At 66.8% G+C, this 22,206-nt stretch carries 17 protein-coding genes; 1 reads left to right on the forward strand and 16 read right to left on the reverse strand.

Translation table 11 applies throughout. The features are described from left to right. Positions 1-30 precede the first annotated feature (30 nt). The 10 genes from purD to KH389_RS02875 form a co-directional block, all read right to left on the reverse strand. On the reverse strand, positions 31-1,326 hold the full coding sequence (purD, locus tag KH389_RS02830) for a phosphoribosylamine--glycine ligase (RefSeq protein ID WP_043860473.1): 1,296 nt from the start codon (positions 1,324-1,326) through the stop codon (positions 31-33). A gap of 181 nt (positions 1,327-1,507) precedes the next feature. Beyond that, positions 1,508-3,115 carry a bifunctional phosphoribosylaminoimidazolecarboxamide formyltransferase/IMP cyclohydrolase gene (gene purH, locus KH389_RS02835; RefSeq protein ID WP_058541562.1) on the reverse strand — a complete coding sequence of 536 codons (1,608 nt, stop codon included), beginning with the start codon at positions 3,113-3,115 and terminating at the stop codon, positions 1,508-1,510. Between the two features lie 82 nt (positions 3,116-3,197). Then, the gene (fis, locus tag KH389_RS02840; RefSeq protein WP_003186237.1) at positions 3,198-3,518 is read right to left on the reverse strand and encodes a DNA-binding transcriptional regulator Fis; all 321 of its coding nucleotides are present in this window, start codon (positions 3,516-3,518) and stop codon (positions 3,198-3,200) included. Next, a complete protein-coding gene (gene dusB, locus KH389_RS02845) occupies positions 3,515-4,528 on the reverse strand; it encodes a tRNA dihydrouridine synthase DusB (RefSeq protein ID WP_043860471.1) in 1,014 nt (337 codons plus the stop codon). Before dusB ends, fis begins: the two co-directional genes overlap by 4 nt. Positions 4,529-4,735: 207 nt before the next feature. After that, positions 4,736-6,067: a DUF3426 domain-containing protein gene (locus tag KH389_RS02850; protein WP_210015340.1), complete on the reverse strand. Its 1,332-nt coding sequence runs from the start codon at positions 6,065-6,067 to the stop codon at positions 4,736-4,738. Positions 6,068-6,107: 40 nt separating this feature from the next. Then, positions 6,108-6,986 (reverse strand): 50S ribosomal protein L11 methyltransferase, encoded by an 879-nt coding sequence (gene prmA / locus KH389_RS02855; protein WP_043860469.1) that lies wholly within the window; start codon positions 6,984-6,986, stop codon positions 6,108-6,110. Positions 6,987-7,210: 224 nt separating this feature from the next. Then, the gene (locus KH389_RS02860) at positions 7,211-8,317 is read right to left on the reverse strand and encodes an acetoin dehydrogenase dihydrolipoyllysine-residue acetyltransferase subunit (RefSeq protein WP_078481548.1); all 1,107 of its coding nucleotides are present in this window, start codon (positions 8,315-8,317) and stop codon (positions 7,211-7,213) included. Next, complete coding sequence (locus tag KH389_RS02865; protein ID WP_088514167.1) at positions 8,314-9,333, reverse strand: alpha-ketoacid dehydrogenase subunit beta; 1,020 nt, start codon at positions 9,331-9,333, stop codon at positions 8,314-8,316. The genes KH389_RS02860 and KH389_RS02865 overlap by 4 nt, the downstream gene beginning before the upstream one ends. Positions 9,334-9,372: 39 nt before the next feature. Next, positions 9,373-10,350, reverse strand: a complete 978-nt coding sequence (locus tag KH389_RS02870; protein ID WP_043860466.1) for a thiamine pyrophosphate-dependent dehydrogenase E1 component subunit alpha — start codon at positions 10,348-10,350, stop codon at positions 9,373-9,375. 22 nt (positions 10,351-10,372) lie between these two features. Beyond that, positions 10,373-11,431, reverse strand: a complete 1,059-nt coding sequence (locus tag KH389_RS02875) for an ATP-NAD kinase family protein (protein WP_088514168.1) — start codon at positions 11,429-11,431, stop codon at positions 10,373-10,375. Between the two features lie 268 nt (positions 11,432-11,699). Here KH389_RS02875 and KH389_RS02880 point away from each other — a divergent pair, with 268 nt between their 5' ends. Next, positions 11,700-13,565 carry a sigma-54-dependent Fis family transcriptional regulator gene (locus KH389_RS02880; protein WP_213606855.1) on the forward strand — a complete coding sequence of 622 codons (1,866 nt, stop codon included), beginning with the start codon at positions 11,700-11,702 and terminating at the stop codon, positions 13,563-13,565. Between the two features lie 162 nt (positions 13,566-13,727). On the opposite strand, the gene accC is transcribed toward KH389_RS02880, so the two are convergent. The 6 genes from accC to KH389_RS02910 all read right to left on the reverse strand — a co-directional run bounded on the left by accC (position 13,728) and on the right by KH389_RS02910 (position 21,952). Continuing rightward, entirely contained in the window at positions 13,728-15,083 is a 1,356-nt protein-coding gene (gene accC, locus KH389_RS02885; RefSeq protein ID WP_043860463.1) for an acetyl-CoA carboxylase biotin carboxylase subunit, read from the reverse strand. Positions 15,084-15,100: 17 nt separating this feature from the next. Next, on the reverse strand, positions 15,101-15,559 hold the full coding sequence (gene accB / locus KH389_RS02890) for an acetyl-CoA carboxylase biotin carboxyl carrier protein (protein ID WP_043860462.1): 459 nt from the start codon (positions 15,557-15,559) through the stop codon (positions 15,101-15,103). Positions 15,560-15,650: 91 nt separating this feature from the next. After that, a complete protein-coding gene (gene aroQ / locus KH389_RS02895) occupies positions 15,651-16,103 on the reverse strand; it encodes a type II 3-dehydroquinate dehydratase (RefSeq protein ID WP_043860461.1) in 453 nt (150 codons plus the stop codon). A gap of 172 nt (positions 16,104-16,275) precedes the next feature. Then, positions 16,276-18,045 carry a protein-disulfide reductase DsbD gene (locus KH389_RS02900; protein WP_104572965.1) on the reverse strand — a complete coding sequence of 590 codons (1,770 nt, stop codon included), beginning with the start codon at positions 18,043-18,045 and terminating at the stop codon, positions 16,276-16,278. 165 nt (positions 18,046-18,210) lie between these two features. Then, the gene (locus tag KH389_RS02905) at positions 18,211-20,172 is read right to left on the reverse strand and encodes a methyl-accepting chemotaxis protein (protein ID WP_213606856.1); all 1,962 of its coding nucleotides are present in this window, start codon (positions 20,170-20,172) and stop codon (positions 18,211-18,213) included. Between the two features lie 163 nt (positions 20,173-20,335). Next, positions 20,336-21,952, reverse strand: a complete 1,617-nt coding sequence (locus tag KH389_RS02910) for a response regulator (RefSeq protein WP_043860458.1) — start codon at positions 21,950-21,952, stop codon at positions 20,336-20,338. Positions 21,953-22,206 lie beyond the last annotated feature (254 nt).

Genomic DNA, 22,206 nt, shown 5'->3' on the forward strand with positions numbered 1-22,206 from the left:
AAGGCCCCTTTGGAGCCTTGCCGTGTCAGCTTACTCCTGGTGCTCGCCACGTTCACGGGCGATGGCGCGGTAGCCGATGTCGGTGCGGTAGAAACTGCCGTCCCACTCGATTTCGGCGGCCAGGCGGTAGGCCTGCTGCTGCGCGGCTTCGACGGTCTCGCCCAGGGCAGTGGCACACAGTACGCGACCACCGCTGGTGACCACCTGGCCGTCCTTGAGGGCGGTACCGGCATGGAACACCTTGCCGGTGAGCTTGGCTGCGGCGTCCAGGCCGCTGATCGGTGCGCCCTTGGCGTAGTCGCCCGGGTAGCCGCCGGCGGCCAGTACAACGCCCAGGCTCGGCTGCGGGTTCCACTGCGCTTCGACCTTGTTCAGGGCCTTGGCGAACGCCGCTTCGATCAGCAGCACCAGGCTCGATTCCAGGCGCAGCATCACCGGCTGGGTTTCCGGGTCGCCGAAGCGGCAGTTGAACTCGATGACCTTGGGGTTGCCGGCCTTGTCGATCATCAGCCCGGCATACAGGAAGCCGGTGTACACGTTGCCTTCGGCTGCCATGCCGTTGACGGTCGGCCAGATCACCTGGTCCATCACGCGCTGGTGGACCTCGGCGGTGACCACCGGGGCTGGCGAGTAGGCGCCCATGCCGCCGGTGTTGGGGCCGGTGTCGGCGTTGCCGACGCGCTTGTGGTCCTGGCTGGTGGCCATCGGCAGCACGTTCTGACCGTCGACCATGACGATGAAGCTGGCTTCCTCGCCGTCGAGGAACTCTTCGATGACCACGCGCGAACCGGCGTCGCCGAAGGCATTGCCGGCGAGCATGTCGCGTACCGCGTCCTCGGCTTCAGCCAGGGTCATGGCGACGATCACGCCCTTGCCCGCGGCCAGGCCGTCGGCCTTGATCACGATCGGTGCGCCTTTTTCGCGCAGGTAGGCCAGGGCCGGCTCCACTTCGGTGAAGTTCTGGTAGTCGGCGGTCGGGATCTTGTGACGGGCCAGAAAGTCCTTGGTGAAGGCCTTGGAGCCTTCCAGCTGCGCCGCGCCCTTGGTGGGGCCGAAGCAGTCCAGGCCGCGGCTGCGGAACAGGTCGACCACGCCGGCTACCAACGGGCCCTCGGGGCCGACGATGGTCAGGGCGACGTTCTTCTCGGCGAAGTCGGCCAGTTGGTCCAGGGCGGTGACGTCGATGTCGACGTTCTTGCACTTGGCTTCGGTGGCGGTGCCGGCGTTGCCGGGGGCGACGAAGACAGTCTCGACGCGAGGGTCCTGGGCAACTTTCCAGGCCAGGGCGTGTTCGCGGCCGCCGCTACCGATGATCAAAACGTTCATGTCAAAACCTCGATGACGCTAATTCGGATGAGTGCTGTTCTGTGCAGGTCATTGCAAGAGCGAGGTCCTGTGGGAGCGGGCTTGACCCGCGATGGGGGCCACGCGATCAGGAAGTACCGCGTCGCTCGCATCGCGGGTCAAGCCCGCTCCCACAGGGATATGTCTGCACCTTTTCTGTTGGTCAGTGACGGAAGTGGCGCATGCCGGTGAACACCATCGCGATGCCGGCTTCGTCGGCCGCGGCAATCACCTCGGCATCACGCATCGAACCGCCTGGCTGGATCACCGCAGTGATACCCACCTTGGCCGCATTGTCGATACCGTCGCGGAACGGGAAGAACGCATCCGAGGCCATGACCGCACCCTGTACCTGCAGGCCGGCATGCTCGGCCTTGATCGCGGCGATGCGCGCCGAGTTCACGCGGCTCATCTGGCCGGCGCCGACACCGATGGTCTGGCGGTTCTTGGCGTAGACGATGGCGTTGGACTTGACGTACTTGGCCACTTTCCAGGCGAAGATCAGGTCGTGGATTTCCTGCTCGGTCGGCGCACGTTTGGTCACCACCTTCAGGTCGCCCTCGGTGATCATGCCGATGTCGCGGCTCTGTACCAGCAGGCCGCCGGTGACGCGCTTGTAGTCCCAGGCAGCGGCACGCTCGGCCGACCACTGGCCGCACGCCAGCAGGCGCACGTTGGCCTTGGCGGCCACCACGGCGCGGGCTTCTTCGCTCACGCTCGGGGCGATGATCACTTCGACGAACTGACGCTCGACGATGGCCTTGGCGGTTTCGGCATCCAGCTCGCGGTTGAACGCGATGATGCCGCCGAAGGCTGATTCGGTATCGGTGGCGTAGGCCAGCTCGTAGGCCTGGCGGATGCCGCCCTCGGCGTCCGGGCTGACGGCCACGCCGCACGGGTTGGCGTGCTTGACGATCACGCAGGCCGGCTTGACGAAGCTCTTGACGCATTCCAGCGCGGCGTCGGTGTCGGCCACGTTGTTGTACGACAGCTCCTTGCCCTGCAGCTGGGTGGCGGTGGCGATGCCGGCCTCGCTCGGCTTGGCCTCGACGTAGAACGCCGCGCTCTGGTGCGGGTTCTCGCCGTAGCGCATTTCCTGGGCCTTGACGAACTGGCTGTTGAAGGTGCGCGGGAACTGGCTGCGGTCTTCGGTGCTCAGGGTGTCGGCCGACTGGTTCACGGTGCCCATGTAGTTGGCGATCATGCCGTCGTAGGCGGCGGTGTGCTCGAACGCCTTGAGCATCAGGTCGAAGCGCTGGGCGTAGGTCAGGCCACCGGCCTTGAGGCTCTCGAGTACCTGGCCGTAGTCGCTGGCGTTGACCACGATGGCCACGTCCTTGTGGTTCTTGGCCGCCGAGCGAACCATGGTCGGGCCGCCGATGTCGATGTTCTCGATGGCGGTCGGCAGGTCGCAGCCCGGCTTGGAGATGGTGGCTTCGAAGGGGTACAGGTTGACGGCGACCAGGTCGATCGGCTTGATCCCGTGCTCGGCCATGATGGCGTCATCGGTACCGCGACGGCCGAGGATGCCACCGTGGATCTTGGGGTGCAGGGTCTTGACCCGGCCGTCCATCATTTCGGCAAAGCCGGTGTAGTCGGCAACTTCCACCGCGGCGACGCCATTGTCCTGGAGCAACTTGAAGGTGCCACCGGTGGACAGGATCTCGACGCCGAGCTGTTGCAGCTCACGGGCGAATTCGAGGATTCCGGTCTTGTCGGAAACGCTGATCAAGGCGCGGCGGATCGGCAGGCGGGTAGTCTGGTCGGTCATTTCAGATTCCATAACGCGGTGGAGTCAGCAAAAAAGGCGACCTCATCGAATGGGAGCCGCCTTTTCTGGTGTGGATTCGTTGTTACAGCAGATCGTACTGCTTGAGCTTCTTGCGCAAGGTGCCCCGGTTGAGCCCCAGCAGCTCGCTGGCCTTGGTCTGGTTGCCCTTGACGTAGTTCATCACGCTTTCGAGCAAGGGTGCCTCGACTTCAGAGAGCACCAGGTTGTACACGTCCGTGACAGCAGCGCCCTCGAGGTGCGCAAAGTAGTTGTGCAGCGCCTTCTCCACGCTCCCGCGAAGGGTCTGGCCCTCTTCGCTCGGGGTGTTCAGGTGCTGTTTCAGGTTGACGTTGTCGCTCACGGGCGTTGTTCCACTCACTAAAGTCTCGGTCATCATCGTCATGCGGCCACCCCTTGTCCGTCCTCTGTCTCAAGGCTCTGTTCACGTTCGCGGAAAAACTCGCGAACGTCGGCGCACTGCGCGTGTGTTTCTTCCAAACCATTGAAGCGGGCGCGAAACTCCCTGGCGCCCGGTAACGTTGCCAGGTACCAGCCCACATGCTTGCGGGCGATACGCACACCCATCACATCGCCATAGAAGGCGTGCAGCGCGGCCAGGTGCTCCAGCAGAATTCGTTCCACTTCAGCCAACTGCGGTGCCGGCAACAGCTCGCCGGTGCGCAGGTAGTGCTCGACCTCGCGAAAGATCCACGGCCGCCCCTGGGCGGCGCGGCCGATCAGCAGGCCGTCGGCGCCGGTGGCGTCGAGCACCTGTCGGGCCTTTTGCGGCGACGTGATGTCGCCATTGGCAAATACCGGTATCGACACCGCCTGCTTGATGGCGGCGATGGTGTCGTACTCGGCGTCGCCGGTGTACAGGTCGGCACGGGTGCGGCCATGTACGGCCAGTGCCTGAATGCCTGCCTGCTCGGCGATCTTCGCCACGGTCAGGCCATTCTTGTTGTCCCGGTCCCAGCCGGTGCGGATCTTGAGGGTAACGGGTACGTCCACGGCGGCGACCACCGCCTGGAGGATCTCGTTGACCAGCACTTCATCCTTCAATAAAGCAGAGCCTGCAGCTTTGTTGCAGACTTTTTTTGCCGGGCAGCCCATGTTGATATCGATGATCTGCGCGCCGGCCTCGACATTGGCCCGGGCCGCGGCCGCGAGCATCTGCGCGTCACCGCCGGCGATCTGCACCGAGCGGGGCTCGGGATCGCCATCGTGAATCATGCGCAGGCGCGACTTGCGGCTGTTCCACAGGCTCATGTCGCTGCTGACCATTTCGGACACCACCAGGCCTGCGCCCATTCGTCGGCACAGCTGACGAAAAGGCTGGTCCGTGACCCCGGCCATCGGGGCAAGGATCAGGGCGTTCTGCAGTGTGTATGGGCCGATGCGTACCGCCGACATAGGAGTTCCCTGTTGTGGGGGCCGATCTTAGAGTTCGAAAAAGGGTGGGCATGATACCCGCTCTCGGTGACCGGATAAAGGTCGATCTGGATAAAATATGAACAGTTTGAGCGGCAAGCGACAAGCTTCAAGCCCCAGCCAAAAGCAGGAGTGGCGTGATACCGCGCTTTTCTCTTGCCGCCTGAAGCTTGCCGCTGGTCGCTGGGTTTACTCCGGCGAGCGGAAGCTCAGGCTGTAGTTGACCGCCTTCGGGCCCGGATCGAGGATGTCCAGGGCGATGTGGATCGGGGTCTGGCTGGGCATTTCGGCCTTGCCGGCCAGCTCGCCGCTCAGGTACTCGCCGGGCTTGAAGCGACGGCTGGCGATCAGTTGGCCGTTGAGGTCGGCAAACCGCAGCTCCAGCAGCGGGAATGGCTGCGAGAAGGGCGCACGATTGTAGATGATCGCGTCCACGATCAACGCGCCGGCAAAGTCCGGGTGGCTGCGGACCACCAGGTTGCTGCTCTTGATGCGGGCGATGTCGACCTTGGAAGGCACTTCGCAGCCCAGTTGCGGGCACAGCTGCTGGAACCAGGGGCGGTACTGGTCCTGGCGGGCCAGTTCGTCGAAGTGATAGGCGATGTACTGGCCAGCCAGTGCCGCGCCTGCCAGCAGAGTCAGCAGCGCCCACAGCAGGCGCCGGCCCCAGTGGCTGCGCGGCTTCTGCCAGTCGAGCTGCAGCGGGTCGTCGACGATGTCGACCAGCGCCGGCTTGCGCGGCGAGCGTGCGGCCATCGGGCCAAGGTCGGGTTCGTGGCGGGTATTCGGGGCGTCGTCGAACGCCGGGTCCGGCGCGTCGGGCTCATCGCCCGGGTCGCGTGCCGACAGGTGCTCGGCCACCACGTCGGGGTCGTGGAGGGGCTGCTCGCGCAGCGGGGGCTCGTCATCCAGGCCGTCCAGGTCCAGCGACAGCGAGGGTTCGGTGCGCTCGCCCGGCAGCGCCACGGTAGCCGGGACGGGTTCGTCGACCAGCGGCGGCTGCGGCGTTGCCTGGGCTTCGCGTTCGTCGGCCGGGCTGCTGAACAGGCTGTCGGTGTACGAGGTGTCGTCCGGGCCGTCGCGCTGGGCGCTGAGGCTGTCCTCGCGGCGTGGCGCCAGGTCGAAGTCTTCAGCCTGGCTGCGCTTGAACTCGCTGATCGGCTGGATTTCGCGTTGCTCCAGGCGGGCGAGTTCCTGGTCGAGGTCCAGTTGGTCGAGGTCGACGTCCAGCGCGCTGGCCGTCCATTCGCGCTGGCTGATCGGCGCGGGGGCCGACGGCGCTGGCTGCGGTGCATGTTCGGTTTCGGCCACCGGCGCAGGCAACGGCGTTGCCGGCGGCAGCGCGGGGGCCACCTGCAGCGCCTGTTGCGCTGCACTCTGCTCCAGCAGTTGCTTGGCGGCGTTGAATACCTGCAGGCAATTGCCGCAGCGCACTACCCCGCGGGCCACACTCAATTGAGTGTGGCTGACGCGAAAGCTGGTCTGGCAATGCGGGCACTGGGTGACGAAACTGTCGGTCATGCGGCGGTCCGGGTTGTGCAGAGTTGTAGTCTAGGCGCAGTTAGCGCCGGCGACCACTGATGCGTACCCAGCCATCGCGCACGGCGATCGGGTCCAGGTCGAAGTCCTTGGCGTAGGCGGCGGCCACTTCATCGCCCTGTTCGGCGAGGATGCCCGACAGCGCCAGCAGGCCGCCGGGGCGTACCAGGCCGGACAACTGCGGGGCCAGCGAGACCAGCGGGCCGGCGAGGATGTTGGCCACCAGCACGTCGGCCTGCATGGCCGGCATGTCCTGGGGCAGGTACAGGTCGAACAGCGCGTCGGCGATGCCGTTGCGCCCGGCATTGTCGCGCGAGGCCTCGATGGCCTGCACGTCGATGTCGGTGCCCACCGCCTTGCGTGCGCCCAGCAGCAGCGCGGCGATGGCGAGGATGCCTGAGCCGCAGCCGAAGTCGAGTACTTCAGTGCCGTTCAGGTCCTGGCCGTCGAGCCATTCCAGGCACAGGGCGGTGGTCGGGTGGGTGCCGGTGCCGAACGCCAGGCCCGGGTCGAGCAGCAGGTTGACGGCGTCCGGCTCGGGGGCGGCGTGCCAGCTGGGCACGATCCACAGGCGCTGGCCGAAGCGCATGGGCTGGAAGTTGTCCATCCAGCTGCGTTCCCAGTCCTGGTCTTCGATCACTTCGGCCTGGTGCTCGGGCAGGGCGGCCCCGGTCAGCAGTTGCAGGTGGGCAAACACTGCCTCGGGTTCGGCGTCGGCTTCGAACAGGGCCAGCAGGTGGGTGTGCGACCACAGCGGGGTAGTGTTGAGGTCCGGTTCGAAGATCGGCTGGTCTTCGGCGTCCATGAAGGTGACGGAGACGGCGCCGACTTCGAGCAGGGCATCTTCGTAGGTTTCGGCTTGTTCCGGGCTGATGGCCAGACGTACTTGCAGCCAGGGCATGGCGGGCACCTTTGGGTAATTCGTGGAGGGCAGCCGCTGGGGACTGCGCGAAGCGCGCCAGTTTACTTGAGTGCGAGGGGTTTGTATCGGGGGCGCTGCAGTGTCTGTACTGGCGTGATCGCGGGTCAAGCCCGCTCCCACAGAGACGGCAGTGATCCCTGTGGGAGCGGGCTTGACCCGCGATCGGGCTGCAGAGCAGCCCTCGAGACACAAACCGGTGCTGGTCAGTGCCCGCGCAAAAACGCCAGCAGTCGCGCATTGACCTGCTCGGCCGCTTCCAACTGCACCATGTGCCCCTGGCCCGGCAGTATCGCCACCTCGGCTGGCAGGCCGTCCACATGGGTGGCCGGGATGATCGCGTCATCGCTGCCCCACAGCACCAGCGTCGGCTGCTGCGCCACCACCGGGCGCAGGTCGTGACGCTGCACGCCGTCGCTGGCCAGTGCGTCGGCCAGTTGTCGCAGGGCCTCGTCCACCCCCTCCAGGCGCTTGAACCTGAGCATGTCCTCGAGCATCTGCCGGGTCACCAGCCCGGGGTCGGAGAACAGCTGCGTCATCTGCGGCTTCAGGGCGTTGCGGTTGGCCGCCGCAACGATGCCCTGCAGGTAGCCGCCATTGATCTCGCGCCCCAGCCCGGCGCTGGCGATCAGGCTCAGCGACTGCACCCGCGCAGGTGCCAGCCGCGCCAGGTTCAAGGCCACCGCACCACCCATGGAGTGCCCGGCCAGGTGCACGCGCCCCAGGTCCAGGTGATCGAGCAGGGCCAGCACGCTCTGGCTCAGCTCATCCAGGTCGCCGCGTTGCAGGTGCTTGCCCGACTCGCCATGCCCGGGCAGGTCGAGGGCGATCACCCGGCGCTCGGCGGCCAGCGCCGGGTGGTTGAACATCCAGTTGTTCAGGTCGCCGCAGAAGCCGTGGATCAACACCAGCGGCGTACCGCCTTCGCCGAGGTCGAAGTAGCGCACCCGGTGCCCGCCCAGCTCGACTTTCTGCGGCGCCGGGCCGCTGTCCTGCTCGGCGCCGTCACCGGGCACGAAATCGGCCTGAAAGCGCTGCACCACCGCATCGATCTGCGCGTCGCTGGCCTCGCCCTCGACCACCACGGCCAGCAGCGCCCCCACTGCCAGGGTCTCGTCGGGCCTGGCGATCTGACGGCGCAGCACGCCGCTGAACGGGGCCTCGACGCTGCTGGAGATCTTGTCGGTCTCCACGTCCAGCACCTCGTCGCCCTTGCTGATGTGCTCGCCTTCCTGCTTGAGCCAGGTGTCGATGCGCCCCTCGGTCATCGACAGGCCCCACTTGGGCATGGTCAGGGTATGGATCTGGCTCATGCCGCGTTCCTCCCTTTCATCACTGTGTGCACAGCAGCCTCGATCTTGGCGGCGGTGGGGATGTAGAGGTCTTCCAGCGCGTCGGAGAACGGCACCGGGGTGTGCGGCGCAGTGACCATCTCGATCGGGCCCTTGAGTGCGCCGAAGGCTTTCTGCGCCACCAGCGCACTGATGTCGGTGGCCATCGAGCAGCGCGGGTTGGCTTCGTCGATCACCACCAGGCGGCCGGTCTTTTCCACGCTTTCGAGAATGCTGTCTTCATCCATCGGGCTGGTGGTGCGCAGGTCGAGTACCTCGCAGTCGATGCCCTGGCGCGCCAGGTTGGCCGCCGCCTCCATGGCCAGGTGGACCATGCGCCCGTAGGTCACCAGGGTGATGTCGTCGCCGTCACGCAAGAAGTTGGCCTCGCCGAACGGCACGGTGTAGACCTCTTCCGGCACTTCGCCCTGCAGGCTGTAGAGCAGCTTGTGCTCGCAGAAGATCACCGGGTCGTTGTCGCGGATCGCCTGGATCAGCAGGCCCTTGGCGTCATACGGCGACGACGGGCACACCACCTTCAGGCCCGGGATGTGGGTCCACAGCGAGGTGAGCATCTGCGAGTGCTGGGCGGCGGCGCGCAGGCCGGCGCCGACCATGGTGCGCATCACCAGCGGGGTGACCGCCTTGCCGCCGTACATGTAGCGAAACTTGGCTGCCTGGTTGAGGATCTGGTCCAGGCAGCAGCCGGCAAAGTCGACGAACATCAGTTCGCACACCGGGCGCAGGCCCTGGGTGGCGGCGCCGACCGCTGCGCCCACATAGCCGATTTCCGATAGCGGCGCGTCCAGCACGCGGCCGGGGAACTGCCCGTAAAGGCCCTTGGTGACGCCGAGCACACCGCCCCAGGCGTCATTCTCGCCCGGTGCACCGGCACCGCCGGCGACGTCCTCGCCAATGATGAACACCGTGGGGTCGCGGCGCATTTCCTGGGCCAGGGCTTCGTTGATGGCCTGCTGGTAGCTGATTTTTCTCGCCATGATGATTCTCCGATTGTTCTTGTTGTAAGGGCAGCGTGCTCAGGGGTAGGCGACGTACACGTCGCTGAGCAGGTCGGCAGGCTGGGGCTTGGGGTCGGACTTGGCGCGGCGCACGGCGTCTTCGATCAGGTCCTCGACCTGGGCATCCACTAGGTCCAGCTGGGCGTCGCCGAGCAGCCCGGCGCGGGTGGTGCGCTGGCGGAACTGCATCAGGCAGTCGCGGGTTTCGCGCAGGTTCTTCACCTCGTCCGGGGCGCGGTAGGTTTGCGCGTCGCCTTCGAAGTGGCCGTAGTAGCGGGTCAGCTTGACCTCCACCAGCGACGGGCCCTGGCCGCTGCGGGCACGCTCGATGGCGGCGCCGGCCGCCTCGTGCACGGCAAAGAAGTCGTAGCCGTCGATGGTCACCCCGGGCATGCCGAAGCCGGCGGCGCGGTCGGCGATGTGGTCGCACGCCACCGACCAGTTGGAGGCGGTGGCCTCGGCGTAGCCGTTGTTCTCGGCCACGAAGATGCACGGCAGGTTCATGATCGCGGCCAGGTTCATGGCCTCGAACACCGCACCCTCGTTGGAGCCGCCGTCACCGAAGAACACCACGGCCACGTCATCGGTGCCCTTGAGCTTGGCCGCCAGGGCAGCGCCGGCCACCAGGGGCGCGCCGGCGCCGACGATGCCGTTGGCGCCGAGCATGCCCTTTTCCAGGTCGGCGATATGCATCGAGCCGCCCTTGCCGCCGCATACGCCGGTCTTCTTGCCGTAGATCTCGGCCATCATGCCGTGCACGTCCACGCCCTTGGCGATGCAGTGGCCGTGGCCGCGGTGGTTGGAGGCGATGCAGTCGCTGTCGCGCAGGTGCGCCATGACCCCGGCGGCCGATGCCTCTTCGCCGGCATACAGGTGCACGAAGCCTGGGATCTCGCCGGTGGCGAACTCGATGTGCAGGCGCTCTTCGAAGGCGCGGATGGTGCGCATGACCCGGTAGGCATGCAGGAGTTGCTCGGTGTTCAGGTGAGTGGACATCTTGTTGTTCTCCAGGGTTGTCTCAGCACTGAGGGTGCGCAGGGTGTTGCGGGTGTTCGCGGCCTACCGCCAGCAGGCGATGGCGGGCGGCGAAGGCCAGTACGGCCTCCACGTCGATGCTCAGGGGTCCGTGGGCGTCGAGGGTGACGGTGGGGCGGTCGTGCTCGCTGAACTCGATCTCGCGCTCGCCGTCCAGCGCCAGGGTGCCGCTGGACAGGCTCAGGGAGTAGGCGACGCCCGGTGCCAGCGGGCCGGCGGCCGTGATGCCGCAGCCTTGCACCAGGCCAGGGGCCAGCGGCGCCAGCAGCGCCTGTTCGGCCTGGCCGTTCAAACGCACCCAGGCGCCTTCGGCGGCGTGGCGCGACACCGGGCACCACAGCCCGCACAGCGCCGAGAGGCCGATGGCATGGGGTTCGGCGAAGGTGGCGAAGACTTCGGCAAGGTCTTCGGCGCGGCTCAGGGCGCGGGCGCCGATGAAGCGCTGCGGCGACACCGCGACTTCCACCAGCGCCCATTCGCACAGCTCCCGCGCCGGGTCGCGCACCAGCAGGCGCTTGTTGCGGCGCAGGCCCACCTGGGCCGGGATGCGCCCGGCGGCGAACAGCCCGCCGGCCAGCCCGGCGCTGGTGGCCTCGCGCAATTCGGGGAAGGCGTTGTTGGTACCGGTGGAAAGGGTCAGCAGCGGAATGTCGCCGACCTCGGCGGCCACCGCCTTATGGGTGCCGTCGCCGCCGAGCACGGCGATCAGTGCGACCCCGCGGGCGAGCATCTGGCGCGCGGCCAGGCGGGTGTCCTCCACGGTCTGGTGCAGCGGCATGTCGAGGATGTCCAGTTGCGGCCAGCGCTGGCCGGCGGCCTGCGGGCCGTTGCTGGCCTTGAGCACGGCGGCGGCGATGCCGGTCATGTCCGGCGGCAGCAGCACGCGCCGGATGCCGGTGGCGGCGAAGGCGGCCAGCAGGCGTTGCACGGCCGAGGCCTTGTCGGTGCTGGAGTACAGGCCGGCGCTGGCGGTAAGCCTGCGCAGGTCGCGGCCCGAGGCCGGGTTGACGATGATGCCCACGGTGGGGGCGGGATGGCTCATGGCGCACCTCTGGTTCTTGTGTACCAGGGCTGGAGCAAGGGTGGTGCCAGGTTGGGTGAAAGGCTTGATCCAGAGCCTTTGTGCAGCATTGCAGGGGCGTACTCGCGGGGTGTCGGCAAGACGCTGCGTTGCAGTGCGGGCAGCGCCGCGGCGAGACGCCGAGACGCTGCGTCTCACGGCGCCGCTTGCCCAGGCGGTGCTTGTCGGGGCCTGGCAAACGGCGCTTAATGGGCCGCATAACGACAAGAACACGAGAACCGGAGGCCCCATGCTTGCCGCGAACTCCAGAGCCCACGTCGACTGTGTCAGCCGTGTGCTCAAGAATGCCGACCGCCAGCCCCAGGCGCCGGTACCGCCGTTGATCCTCGACTCCTGGCGCCGCTCGATGGAGCAGCACCGCCTCGACCCTTCCTCGCAGCAAGGGCCGCGCATCCTGTCGCAAACCCTGCTCAACGAATGCCGCGAACGCGCCGAGCTGTTCATGCGCATTGCCAGTGATGCGGTGGCGCGCCTGCACGAGCGGGTGCGCGGTGCCGACTACTGCGTGCTGCTGACCGACGCGCAGGGTCGCACCATCGACTACCGCGTCGACGCCGCGCTGCGCAACGACTGCCGCAAGGCCGGCCTGTACCTGGGCACCTGCTGGTCGGAAGGCGAGGAGGGCACCTGCGGGGTGGCGGCGGTACTGACCAGCCAGGTGCCGGTCACGGTGCACAAGCGCGATCACTTTCGCGCCGCGTTCATCGGCCTGACCTGCTCGGCGGCGCCGGTGTTCGACCCGCAGGGCAAGCTGCTGGGGGTGGTCGACGTGTCGGCGCTGCAGTCGCCGGACGACCGGCGCAGCCAGCACCTGATCCGCCAACTGGTGGTGCAGACCGCGCGGGAGATCGAGAACGCGTTTTTCATGCACAACGCCCAGGCGCATTGGGTGCTGCGGGCGCACAGCGCGCCGGGGTATGTGGACAGCCAGCCGGACTTTCTGCTGGCCTGGGATGCCGACGGACGCCTGCAGGCGCTCAACAGCCTGGCGCGCTCGGCATTGCTCTCGCGCTACGGCGAGCTGCCGGCGCATATCGGCCAGCTGTTCGACCTGGACCAGTTGCGCGCGGTGACCGACGAGTCGGCCCAGCGCCTGAGCTGGCGCGCCGATGGCGATGCGCTACATGTGCGGGTCAGCTCGCCACAGCGTCCGGCGCGGGTGGTGCCGGTGCCGGGCGGGGTGGATGCACGGGTGGAGGAAAGCCTGCGCCTGGCGGTGCGGGTCAAGAACTGCAACCTGGCGGTGCTGGTGTTGGGCGAGACCGGTGCGGGCAAGGAGGTGTTCGCGCGTCAGCTGCATGAACGCAGCGCGCGGGCCGGCAAGCCGTTCGTGGCGCTCAACTGCGCGGCGATTCCCGAGAGCCTGATCGAGAGCGAGCTGTTCGGCTATGTGGCCGGGGCGTTTACCGGGGCCTCCAGCAAGGGCATGCGCGGGCTGCTGCAGCAGGCCGATGGCGGCACGCTGTTTCTCGACGAGATCGGCGACATGCCGCTGGCCTTGCAGACCCGCCTGCTGCGGGTGCTGGCCGAAGGCGAGGTGGCGCCGCTGGGTGCGGCCAGGCGCGAGCGTGTGGATATCCAGGTGATCTGCGCCACGCACCGCGACCTGGCGGCGCGGGTGGCCGACGGGCGCTTTCGCGAAGACCTGTACTTTCGTCTGGCCAATGCGCGCTTCGAGCTGCCGCCGCTGCGCGAGCGCAGTGACCGGCTGGCCTTGATCAATCGCTTGCTGGCCGAGGAGGCGGCCGGTTGCGGGGTGGACGTGGGCTTGAGCGAGGCAGCGCTGGAGTGCCTGCTGGGGTATCGCTGGCCGGGTAACCTGCGCCAGTTGCGCCAGGTGCTGCGTTACGCCTGCGCGGTGTGCGCCGGTGGCACGCTGCAGTTGCAGGACCTGCCGGCGGATGTGCGCGGGGCGCAGGTGCAGGGCCAGGTGCAGGCCAGCATGAGCCCGCAGCGCCAGGTGCTGCTGGAGGCGCTGGTACGCCATCGCTGGAAACCGGGGGAGGCGGCCAAGGCGCTGGGTATTTCGCGGGCCACCTTGTACCGGCGGGTGCATGCGCATGGCATCGAGATGCCGCGCATGGGGCGGGACTAGGCGGCGCATTCATCGCGGGTCAAGCCCGCTCCCACCGGTACGGCGGTGATCCTGAGATCAATGGCGTTCCTGTGGGAGCGGGCTTGACCCGCGATGGGCGTACCGCAGTCCAAAAAAAAGACCCCGGCACCAGGCCGGGGTCTTTTTCACATCACACCTGCATCACTCGTCGTTGGCGAGCTTGTGTTCCAGGTAGTGAATGTTCACGCCACCTTTGCAGAAACCTTCATCGCGCACCAGTTCGCGGTGCAGCGGGATGTTGGTCTTGATGCCGTCGACGACGATCTCGTCCAGCGCATTGCGCATGCGCGCCATGGCTTCGTCACGGTCCTTGCCGTAGGTGATCAGCTTGCCGATCAGCGAGTCGTAGTTCGGCGGTACCGCATAGCCACTGTACAGGTGCGAGTCGACGCGAACGCCGTTGCCGCCCGGTGCGTGGAAATGCTTGACGGTACCCGGGCTCGGAATGAACTTCTTCGGGTCTTCGGCGTTGATCCGGCACTCCAGCGAGTGACCGCGAATCACCACGTCATCCTGGGTGAACGACAGCTTGTTGCCAGCGGCGATGCTGAGCATCTCCTTGACGATGTCGATACCGGTGACCATCTCCGAAACCGGGTGCTCCACCTGAACACGGGTGTTCATTTCGATGAAGTAGAACGCGCCGTTCTCGTAGAGGAACTCGAAGGTGCCGGCACCACGGTAGCCGATGTCGATGCACGCCTTGACGCAGCGGGCGAAGACTTCCTGGCGGGCCTTTTCGTCGATGCCCGGGGCTGGCGCTTCTTCCAGCACCTTCTGGTGGCGGCGCTGCAGCGAGCAGTCGCGGTCACCCAGGTGCACGGCGTTGCCCTGGCCGTCGGACAGTACCTGGACTTCCACGTGACGCGGGTTGGTCAGGAACTTCTCCAGGTACACCATCGGGTTGCCGAAGGCGGCGCCGGCTTCGCTGCGGGTCAGCTTGGCCGAGGCGATCAGGTCCTCTTCCTTGTGCACCACGCGCATGCCGCGACCACCACCGCCACCGGCGGCCTTGATGATCACCGGGTAGCCGACTTCACGGCCGATGCGCAGGGCTTCTTCCTCGTCTTCCGGCAGCGGGCCGTCGGAACCCGGAACGGTCGGTACGCCGGCCTTGATCATCGCGTCCTTGGCCGACACCTTGTCGCCCATCAGGCGGATGGTGTCGGCCTTGGGGCCGATGAAGGCGAAGCCGGAGTTCTCGACCTGCTCGGCGAAATCGGCGTTTTCCGCGAGGAAACCGTAGCCTGGGTGAATGGCGGTGGCGCCGGTCACTTCAGCGGCTGCGATGATCGCCGGGATGTGCAGGTAGGAGTGGGTGGCCGAAGCCGGGCCAATGCATACCGATTCGTCGGCCAGGCCCAGGTGCATCAGCTCGCGGTCGGCGGTGGAGTGCACGGCGACGGTCTTGATGCCCATCTCTTTGCAGGCGCGCAGGATCCGCAGGGCAATTTCCCCGCGGTTGGCGATCAGGACTTTTTCCAACTTGGCTGGCATCGTTGGTTCTCCGCGGTTCAAACGATGGTGAACAGCGGCTGGTCGTACTCAACCGGCTGGCCGTCTTCTACCAGAATGGATTCGATCACACCGCTGGTTTCAGCTTCGATGTGGTTCATCATTTTCATGGCTTCGACGATGCACAGGGTGTCGCCTTTCTTCACGGTCTGGCCGACTTCGACGAAGGCAGGCGAGGTAGGCGAGGCTTTGCGGTAGAAGGTACCGACCATTGGCGAGCGGGCCACGGTGCCGTTGAGCTTCGGCGCGGCTGGCGCTTCGGCGGCAGCCGGGGCAGCGGCGGCCACAGGGGCGGCGGCCGGTGCGGCAGCCATCGGGGCTGGCGCGTAGTACTGCTGGGCCGGGGTCTTGCTGTGGCGGCTGATACGGACGGACTCTTCGCCTTCCTTGATCTCCAGCTCGTCGATGCCAGACTCTTCCAGCAGTTCGATCAGTTTCTTGACTTTACGGATATCCATTAATCATCAACTCCCAAGGGTCGGTCAGGGTCGTATAAACGTGAATGTTAACGTTCGTACACGGCCCGGCCTGCGGCCAGGCTTCGGTTATTCAGGGTTTGGCGTGCGCTGCCAGGTGTTCCAGGGCGGACTCCAGGGCCAGGCGATAGCCGGTGGCGCCCAGGCCGCAGATCACCCCTACGGCGACGTCTGAAAAGTAGGAGTGGTGGCGAAACGGCTCGCGCTTGTGCACGTTGGACAGATGCACTTCGATGAATGGGATGCTCACCGCCAGCAATGCGTCACGTAATGCGACGCTTGTGTGCGTGAAAGCCGCCGGATTGATCAGGATGAAGTCCACCCCTTCGTTGCGTGCGGCGTGGATGCGATCGATCAGTTCGTACTCGGCATTGCTTTGCAGGTATTGCAGATGGTGGCCGGCGGCGCGTGCACGCTGCTCCAGGTCCTGGTTGATCTGGGCCAGGGTCACGGCCCCGTAGACGCCCGGTTCGCGGGTGCCTAGCAGGTTCAGGTTGGGGCCATGCAGCACCAGTAGCGTTGCCATCTGCGGTTCCTTTTATTGTCGGGCAAAAACGTAGCGCGGCGACTATGCCGCAAACTGCCGAGCACTGTCCAGTTACCTGCAATAGCCAGCACGATGACCGAGATTCGCGCGAAATTTATGACTATCTTGCCAATTTCGGTCATCCGTGGCGCTTTTCAAGCGGCCCCAGCAGTTATAGACCCACTTCGCTGCGAATGCGCGCCAGGTGTTCGGCAAATTCGCCGGCTTTTACCTCGCCTATCACCCTGCTGTCGGTTTTTTCGCTGCCGTTCGCGGCAAACACCAGGAAGCCCGGCGGGCCGAACAGCTGGTAGCGGTCCAGCAGCGCGCGTTGCTCGGCGTTGCTTTCGGTGATGTCGAACCGTACCAGGCGGTAACCCTGCAGTTGCGCCTGCACGGCCGGATCGCCGAGCACGTCATGCTCGATCACCTTGCAACTGATGCACCAGTCGGCGTACCAGTCCAGCAGCAGCGGTTGCCCGGCCGCCCTGGCTTCGGCCAGCAGGCCATCCAGGGCGGCGGGGGTGTTCACCGTCTGCCAGGCGCTGACCGGTGCGGCCGAGGGGGTGCTGGCGGGGGCGGGGAGTGGCCGCAGCGGGTCGGCCTGGCCACTGAAGGCGCCGTACCAGCAGGCCAGCGCGTAGGCCAGCAGCAACAGGCCGAGCAGCTGCGCCAGGCGCTGGCCGGTGGTCTTCACGCCGAATTCCAGGGCGCCGAGGAACAGCGCCACGCCGGCTGCAAGCAGGCCGATCAGCAGCAGGGTGAGCGGGCCGGGCAGCACGCGGCTGAGCAGGCCGATGGCCAGGCCCAGCAGCAGCACGCCGATGGCGTTCTTCACCGTGACCAGCCACGGCCCGCTTTTGGGCAGCCAGGCCGCACCGCCGGTGGCCACCAGCAGCAGCGGCGCGCCCATGCCCAGGCCCAGCGCGAAGAGTTTCAGCGCCCCGCCGATGGCATCGCCGCTGGCGCTTATATAAAGCAGCGCACCGGCCAGTGGCGCCGACACGCAGGGCGAGACCAGCAGGCTGGAAACCACCCCGAGTACGGCGGCGCCCAGCAGCGAGCCACCCTTGGTCTGCCCGGCCACGCGGTCCAGGCGGCTGCTGATGAACTGCGGCAGCTTCAGTTCGAACAGGCCGAACATGGCCAGGGCGAATACCACGAAGAATGCCGCGAAGGGCACCAGCACCCAGGCCGATTGCAGGCGTGCCTGCAAGTTGAGCTGGGCGCCGAACAGGCCCATCAGCGCGCCGAGCAGGGCGAAGCAGGCGGCCATCGGCAGCACGTAGGCCAGCGACAGGGCCAGGCCGCGACCGCCGCCGACCTGGCCACGCAGCACCACCCCGGAAAGGATCGGCAGCATCGGCAGCACGCACGGGGTGAAGGTCAGGCCGACGCCGGCAAGAAAGAACAGCAGCATTTCCTTCCAGCTCCAGGCGTTGCTGCTGGCCGGGGCGGCGGCGGTGGACGCGGCGCCGACGCCGTCGATGCTCAGGCGCTCTGTTTCCGGCGGGTAGCACAGGCCCTTGTCGGCGCAGCCCTGATAGCTCACCACCAGGGTGAAGGGGCGCTGGTCGGCAGTGCGTGGCAGGTCGATGTCGAGGATGCCGTGGTACACCTCGACGTCGCCGAAGTACTCGTCGTGCTTGGCCTCGCCGGCAGGTAGCTGCGCGGTGCCCAGGGCGATGTCGGCAGGTTCGGTACGGAACTGGAAGCGGTGGCGATAGAGGTAGTAACCCTCGGTGGTGACGAAGCGCAGCTTGATGGCCTGGGCGTCGCCCTGGATCAGGTTGAGCTTGAAGGCTTCGCGCACGGGCAGGAAGTCGGCGCTGTTGTTCAGGCCCGGTGCGCCGAGGGTGGCGCTGGGGCGGTTGTCGAGCAGCCCGGCGCCCATGGCGGGCAGGGCCAGGACCAGAAGCAGGAGGCAAAGCAGGCGACGCATGAGCGGTCTCGCTGGGGGGAACGTGGGGGCAATGATAACGGAGTTTGAGCAGGAGCAATCGAGTTGAACCCATCGCGGGTCAAGCCCGCTCCCACAGACAATGCATCTGGCTCAATCAGGATGCATACCTGTGGGAGCGGGCTTGACCCGCGAGAGTCCCCTGGATCAGACCCGGAACGCCTGCACGGCGGTGTTCAGCTCCCCGCCCAGGCGCAGCAGATGCTCACCCTGCTCGCGCCCCTCGCCAATGCGCTCCAGGTTGTCCGCGCCCAGTTCGTGGATCCGTTCGCTATGGTCGCGAATCTCGCTCACCGCACCGCTCTGCTGCGCGGTCACGTCGGCGATGCGTACGGCGGTCTGCGCAATGGTCTGGATCGCCGCGACAATCTCGTCCAGCGCTCCATCGGCAGACTGCGCCTGCTGGGCAGTGGCCTCGGCGTGCTCCAGCTGCGCGCGCATGCCTTCCACCGATTCGCGTGCCGCCTGCTGCAGGCGCGCGATCAGGGTCTGGATTTCGCCGGTGGCTCCGGTGGTGCGCTGGGCCAGCGAACGCACCTCCTCGGCCACCACGGCAAAGCCGCGGCCCATCTCGCCGGCCCTTGCCGCCTCGATGGCCGCATTCAGGGCCAGCAGGTTGGTCTGTTCGGCAATCGAGCGGATCACCGTGAGCACGCCGCCAATGGTCGCCGACTCCTGGGCCAGGCCCTCGATCATCTGTGCATTGCCCTGTACCTCGTCCACCAGCAGGCGCAGCCCGCTCAGGCTCTGGCCGATCACCGCCTGGCCCTGTTCCACCGCCAGCCCCGCGTGGCGGCTGGCGTCGGCGGCCTGGCTGGCATCGCCGGCCACCTGGGTGATGGTGGCCTCCAGTTCGCCCAGCGCATCGCGGATCTGCGCGGTGTCGCCGGCCTGGCGCTCGGCACCGTCGTGCAGCGCGCTGCTCATGCCGGCCAGGGCGTGGCTGCTGCCGGCCACCTGCTCGGCGTTGCTGCGGATGGTGCCCACCAGGTCTACCAGGTAGGCACGCAGGCGGTTGAGCGAGTCCTGGATGTCGTGCATTTCGCGGTTGCTGCGTCCCAGCGCAATGGCCTGGCTGAAGTCGCCGCCGGCCCACTGCGAGAGCGCCGGCGCCAGGTTGCCCAGCACCCGCGCCAGGCGCCGCTGCAAGGTGTCGATGAGCAGGGCGATCAGCAGGATCAACCCGATCATCAGGCCCTGGATCACCCGCACTTCGCCCTGGATCTGCCCATGCTGCGCGCGCACCCCCGGTTCCAGGTCGGCGATGGCCTGCTGCACGGCGGCCATGCGCGCCTGGGTGGTGGTGGCCAGTTCGGTGCGGCGCTCGATCTGCGCGCGGGTGCGTTGCAGTTCTGCCGGGTAGCGCGCCAGCAAACTGCCCAGTTCGCGCTTGAGGGCCACGCCGACGTCTTCGGCGCTGGTGGTGGCCTCGCTCTGCAGGCCCATCATCGCGGCGAAGTCGTCGGCGCCGGATTCCACCGCCGCGGTCACGCCCAGCAATGGCAGGGCGTCGAGGGCTTTGGCCTGGGTGATGATCAGTTGCAGTTCGCGCTCCACCTCGTCGGCCAGCTCGCTGCGCCCGCTGCTCACCAGCTTGTCACGCGCCAGCGACAGGCGGCCCAGGTGCAGGCTGGCTTCCAGCAGTGCCGACTGGTAGTGCGCCGCCTCGGGGTGGCCGCTGTCGTGGGCGTAGCGGGCGAGTTGTTCGAGGTTGGCGCCCAGTTCGCGTTCGGCCTGCAGCAACAGGGCCTGGGGGTCGCCGGCGAGCTTGCCGGCGGCCAGCAGCTCATTGGCGGTGAATGCCTGCAGGGTGTCGAGGCTGGGGCGCAGTTGCGCGGCCAGCCCATCGGGCAGTTGGGCCAGTTCCTGTTGCAGGTCCTGGGTGCTCTGCAGGGCGGTGGCGTGGCGCAGGGCATCGCCACTGTTCAGGTAATCCTGGGTGTTGCGGGCCACCTGGTTCTGGAACTGCTGGGACAGCGCCAGGTAACGCTCCATCAACAGGTAGGGCTGTTCCAGGGCACGTTGCGACCACCACAGGGTCGCCCCCAGGGCCAGGCACACGGTTACCAGCAGCAGGGTGTTCAGATTGGTCAGCAACTTCAGGCGCATGAGCGGGCTCTACCAACGGCGGGATGGCAAGCGCCTGAAGTTATTGCGTTTTTATGACGTGGTTATGACGCTGGCAGGGGTGTTGCGAAATAAAGTGGCTATATGGTGGCCCTTTCGCCGGCAACGCCGGCTCCTACACGGGCCGGGTTGCTGGCGAAAAGGCTCAGGCCTCGACCCGCTGTACGCAGTTGCGCCCCGCACCCTTGGCCAGGTACAGCGCCTCGTCCGCTGCGGTGGCCATGCTCAGCGCATCCAGCCCGTCGCTCAGTTGCACCACCCCGGCACTGAAGGTGCACGACAGGTCACGCGGCTGCGCCGGGTAGTGGATCTCGGCAAAGCGCCGGCGAATCTCGTCCAGCACCTTGTGCGCCGCATGCAGGTCGGTGTTGGGCATCACGATGGCGAACTCTTCGCCGCCATAACGGCCGATGAAGTCGGTCTTGCGCAGGCGCTGCTTGAGAAACAGCGCCAGGCTCTTGATCACCCGGTCGCCCATGGGGTGGCCGTGGCTGTCGTTGACCTTCTTGAAGTGGTCGATGTCGAGCATGGCAAAGCTCAGCGGGCGGTCTTCGCGCCGCGCCCGGAAGCTGCAGTCTTCGAGCAGTTGCAGGATGTGCGTGTGGTTGTACAGCCCGGTGAGGCTGTCGCGCACCATGCGCGCCTTGAGGTTGCGCGCCCTGGCCGCACGGTTGCGCACGGTGGTGATCAGGTGGCGCGAACGGATCGGCTTGGTGAGGAAGTCGTCGCCACCCTCGCTCATGGCATCGAGCTGCTTGTCCAGGTCGTCCTCGGCCGACAGGTAGATGATCGGCACGCTCACATAGCGGTCGTTGTGGCGGATCACCTTGGCCAGCTCGGTGCCGGTGCAGGCGGGCATGTACATGTCGAGGATGATCAGGTCGGGCTGAAAGTCGGCCAGCTCGGCCATGGTCTGGATCGGATCGGTGAGGGTGCGGGTGACGATGCCGGCATTGTTGAGCAGGCGCTCGGTGTGCAGTGCCTGGGCACGCGAGTCGTCGATCACCAGCACCTTGAACGGTTCGTACTGGGTCACGCTGGTGAGCAGCTCGACCTTTTCCAGCAGGCTGGAGGCCTCCAGGGTACCGGTGAGAAATTCCTGGCCGCCGGCGCGTACCGCGGCAAGCCGGGTGGGGGTGTCGGTTTCGTGCAGGCTGAAGAACAGCAGCGGCACGCGCTGCTCCAGGCCCTGCTGGGCCTGGGCGGCCAGCTGCAGGCCCTGGCCCTGGCCGCCGAAGTCGACATCCATGACGATCGCCGCCGGCAGGCGCTCGGCCATCGAGGCCTGGAACGCCTCGGGGCTGTACAGCGGCTCGACCCCCAGGCCGAAGAACTCCAGCTGCTTGGCCAGGCGCTCGGCGCGCTCGTGGTCCTGCAGCATCACGTAGATGGGCTTGCGCAGCGGCGGCAGCGGGGTGCGCTCGAGCTGGTCGCCCTGGCGCAGCCCGGTACGCGACAGGCGCTGCATCAGGCGGTTGAGTTCGTTGATCAGGCTGCTGCTCAGGCGCGCGCTGTTGGCCTCCACCGCCGCCAGGGTCTGGCCGATGGCATCGGCCAGCAGGCTGTGCTCGGGCTGCTCGAAGCGTTCGGCGTAGCGCTGCAGGCGCAGGTTGGCCTCGCCCAGCTCGCTCAGGTCGCAACTGGTCCACTCGCTGCGCTGCAGGCGCTGCCAGATCTCGAGAATTTGCCGGGCCTGGTGAATGACCCGCTGGGCAAAGTGTTGCTTGAGGCGCGCACGATTCGGGTCTTCTGGCTCGGTCATGTCCTGACTACTTGTAAGGGGTGAGGCAATTCGAGTGATGGCTCTATGCTAGCACCACTTTTCCGGCAATCGAGTGTGCTGCATCAATTAACTGGGGTGGCGCTAAATTCCTTTCCTGACCCGTTAGTCACTTATGCGAAGCGGCGCGCTTGATTTATAGTGCAGGCTTGGCTGGCGCCCCGGCCGCGCACGCTGGCACACAATGCTGGCCGGCGTGGGCACGAAGCGGGGGCCGCGCGGTCGAACCCTGGACA

This window comes from Pseudomonas qingdaonensis, assembly GCF_018398475.1.
Lineage (GTDB): Bacteria > Pseudomonadota > Gammaproteobacteria > Pseudomonadales > Pseudomonadaceae > Aquipseudomonas > Aquipseudomonas palmensis.